The organism is Collimonas silvisoli (assembly GCF_018305005.1).
Taxonomy (GTDB): Bacteria; Pseudomonadota; Gammaproteobacteria; order Burkholderiales; family Burkholderiaceae_D; genus Collimonas; species Collimonas silvisoli.
Genome location: NZ_JAGQEG010000192.1, coordinates 1 through 3,616 on the forward strand (window position 1 = coordinate 1; position 3,616 = coordinate 3,616).

Annotated in this window: 3 protein-coding genes; 1 reads left to right on the forward strand and 2 read right to left on the reverse strand. The window is 55.1% G+C overall.

Features of this window, described 5'->3' with window-relative positions; translation table 11 throughout:
- Positions 1 to 49: 49 nt before the first annotated feature.
- Both KHU33_RS25720 and KHU33_RS25725 read right to left on the reverse strand, forming a co-directional pair.
- A complete protein-coding gene (locus tag KHU33_RS25720; RefSeq protein ID WP_211468326.1) occupies positions 50 to 967 on the reverse strand; it encodes an SPFH domain-containing protein in 918 nt (305 codons plus the stop codon).
- Between the two features lie 79 nt (positions 968 to 1,046).
- Complete coding sequence (locus KHU33_RS25725) at positions 1,047 to 1,511, reverse strand: NfeD family protein (protein WP_211468328.1); 465 nt, start codon at positions 1,509 to 1,511, stop codon at positions 1,047 to 1,049.
- Positions 1,512 to 1,692: 181 nt separating this feature from the next.
- On the opposite strand from KHU33_RS25725, the gene KHU33_RS25730 reads away from it, so the two are divergent.
- Positions 1,693 to 3,471, forward strand: a complete 1,779-nt coding sequence (locus KHU33_RS25730; RefSeq protein ID WP_211468330.1) for a tetratricopeptide repeat protein — start codon at positions 1,693 to 1,695, stop codon at positions 3,469 to 3,471.
- The last annotated feature ends 145 nt before the right edge of the window (positions 3,472 to 3,616 follow it).

The following is a 3,616-nucleotide window of genomic DNA, read 5'->3' on the forward strand; positions in this document are numbered from 1 at the left end:
CCCCCGGCGAAGTTGAAATTTCGCCGGGGGCCGCTTCATCATGAGGTAATTAAGACTTGGACTGAGACTTGACCACTTGCATGGCGGTAGCGATCAAGCCGCTCATATCTCCCATATTGGCCGGCACGATGATCGAATTATTGGTTTTCGCCAATTGCCCGAACGCCGCCACGTATTGCTCAGCCACTTTCAGATTCACAGCATCCGAGCCACCCGGCGACTGGATCGCCGCCGCAGTCTTGCGGATAGCTTCGGCGCTCGCCTCGGCAATCGACAGAATCGCTGCCGCCTGGCCTTGAGCACGGTTGATGGAAGCCTGTTTTTCACCTTCAGATTTGGCAATCGAAGCTTCGCGTTCACCGGTCGCGATATTGATCTGTTCCTGTTTACGGCCTTCCGAAGCGGCAATCAACGCCCGCTTCTCACGCTCAGCGGTAATCTGCGCCTGCATCGCATGCAGGATTTCCTTGGGCGGCGTCAGATCCTTGATTTCGTAACGCAGCACCTTGACGCCCCAGTTGGCGGCCGATTCGTCAATCGCGCTGACAATCGTGGTGTTGATGTGATCGCGCTCTTCGAATGTTTTATCCAGCTCCATCTTGCCGATCACCGAACGCAAGGTGGTTTGCGCCAGTTGCGTGATCGCGGCGATATAGTTGGAGGAACCGTAGGAAGCGCGCATCGGATCGGTAATCTGGAAATACAAGATGCCGTCTACCTGCAACTGCGTGTTGTCGCGGGTGATGCAAACCTGCGGCGGCACATCCAGCGGTATTTCCTTCAAGACGTGCTTGTAGGCCACCCGGTCGATGAACGGCACCACGATGTTCAGCCCCGGCCCCAGGGTTGCGTGATACTTGCCCAGGCGTTCAACCACCCATGCATGCTGCTGCGGCACTACCTTGATGGTTTTAGCAACAAATATAATGACGATCACCAGCAAGACTAACGAGACGCTTCCGAACATGATTTTTTTCCTTATGAATTGAAACAGGGTCATTCGCCGCAATTCAACGCATTGCGGCGAGGGATGAGGTCTAGCTGTACTAGTGCTGAATGGGGCTGTTGCCGACAATCAGCCGACTGCCGCGTATTTCCTGGATAAAAAACTGGCCGGCATCCGCATTTGCCGCCGGCGCCAGCTCGACATCCCACATCGCGCCGCGATACTTGACGCGCGCCGTATATCCGCCGCCCCCGCCGTTGGTGCCGACATCATGCTGCCATTGCTCGACCGTGATCGCTTGACCGATATCCAGATTGACATTGGGATCGCGCTCAGCCTTGACTCTGGTACGGCGACCGAATTTGCTCCGTCGCAAAATATAGGTAGCGATCAAAGCTACCACCGCGGCAATTAATAACTGCCACTCCACGCCCAGCCCCATCAGCGCGGCGACGCCACCGACAGCCAGGCCAATCGCCACCATCAATAAATACAAGGTAGTAGTGAACAGTTCCGCCACCACCAGCAGACCAGCCGCCAACATCCACGTCACCCATCCGGCCATATGCCACTCTCCGTTATGTAGAACGCACAGTGTAATCCATCTGACAACTGGGATGATTACTATAAGTTGCTGCACATTCATCCCCGAAGCGCCAACTGCTGATGCCGATTCAATCCAGTGCTATGCTCCCACACTCTCCCATAGACGGCCAACAGCCACAGCAGCCCTCAAGCAGCCATACATGAACACGATCCATCTTATTCAACAAGCATACAAGGATTTCCAGAACGGCAATACCGGCCATGCTGAACGATCGCTGAAAAGTATTCTGGAGAGCCAGCCGCAAAACTTCGATGCTCTGCATATCCTCGGTGTGATCTACGCCGCCATCGGAAAAAGAAACGAAGCGGCGCATCTGTTCGGGCAAGCGCTTGCACTGGATGGCAAGAATGTCTCGCTGCATTACAAGCTGGCACGGGTGCAGTTTGAATCAGGTCAATTCGGGGCCGCATTAGGCGCCTATGAAAAAATTATTTCCTTAGGTTATATCAAGCCCGAAATCCTGCTGGCCAAGGCGGTTGCCCTGATCAATTTGCAGCGCCATCAGGAGGCGCTGGACTGCGTCGAACAAGCATTAGTCAAATGGCCGGATTACGCTGACGGCTGGGCACACAAGGGCAGCATGTTGTACCAGTTGCGGCGTTTTGAGGAAGCACTGGTTTGCTTTGACCACGCGTTATCGTTGCAGCCGACAGCTGATAGCTGGTACAAGAAAAGCTTGGCGCTGGACAAACTGCAGCGCTATACCGATGCGCTCGCCAGCCTCGACCGCGCAATAGCGCTAGCGCCGAAAACCGCGGCCTACTGGCTCGACCGCGCTGTCATCCTGCATAAGCTGGAGCGTTATGCCGAATCCCTGAGCGACAATGAAACGGGTCTGGCGCTAGCTCCCGGCAATGCCGAAGCGTGGGGCGATCACGGCCTGACCCTGAGCCGTATGAAACGCCACCAGCAAGCGCTCACCAGCTATCAGCGCGCCCTCAGCCTGCAAGGCGACTATGCGGATGTGCGGTCGAATCAATCGCTGTCGCAACTGGTGCTGGGGCAATTCGAAACAGGCTGGCAAAGCTACGAATACCGATGGAAAAAAGGCAATGCAGATTTTCCACGCCACACCGAGATCCCTTTGTGGCTGGGCCAGCCGGCTGTCAGCGGCAAGCGGATTTTGCTATGGTCGGAACAAGGTTTGGGCGACACCATCCAGTTTTGCCGCTATGCTGCTCTGGTCGCAGCGCTCGGGGCTAAGGTGGTGCTGGAAGTCGATCCGGCATTGAAGACAATCGCCCAGACCATGGGCGACTTCAAGGTGATCGCCATCGGTGAAGACGCCGCGCCGATCGACTATCAAACACCGCTGATGAGCCTGCCGCTGGTGTTCAAAACCGATCTGACAAACATTCCCGCCACGCCCTTTTATTTCAAGGCAAATAGCGAGAAAAAGGAAAGCTGGAGAAAACGGCAGAATTTCGCCAATGGCAAACTGAAAATCGGCCTGGCATGTTCCGGCAATGCGGGCAATACCAACGATCACAGACGCTCTGTGCCACTGCAGGAATTTGCGCCGATACTGCAACTGGATGGAGCGGACTTCTTTCTGCTGCAACAAGACGTGCGGGATGCGGACCAGCTATTCTTGCAGCAAATCCCGCGGCTCAAGCCAATAGCAAACGATATCTCGGACTTTGACGATACCGCGGCCATCATCGCCAATCTCGACCTGGTAATCAGCGTGGATACTTCCGTCGCCCACCTGAGCGGCGCTCTGGGCGTACCGGTCTGGATTCTCTTGCCTTGGGTGCCTGACTGGCGCTGGTTGCTGGATCGCGAGGACAGCCCTTGGTATCCGAGCGCAAGCCTGTTCAGGCAAGACCAGGCCGGCGACTGGCAAGGCGTGATTGAACGCGTGACTAGTGCACTGAACGATTTTCTAAGTATCTCCCCAAAAATCGAATCAAGATAAAGTAATTGTTTGACAACCACTGACCGTACCCCGAAATCAGTATCACCGATTATTAGAATTTTCCGACTCCTGACCGTACCCCGAAATCAGTATCACCGATTATTAGAATTTTCCGACTCCTGGATACCGGCCAAGAAGGCACTTT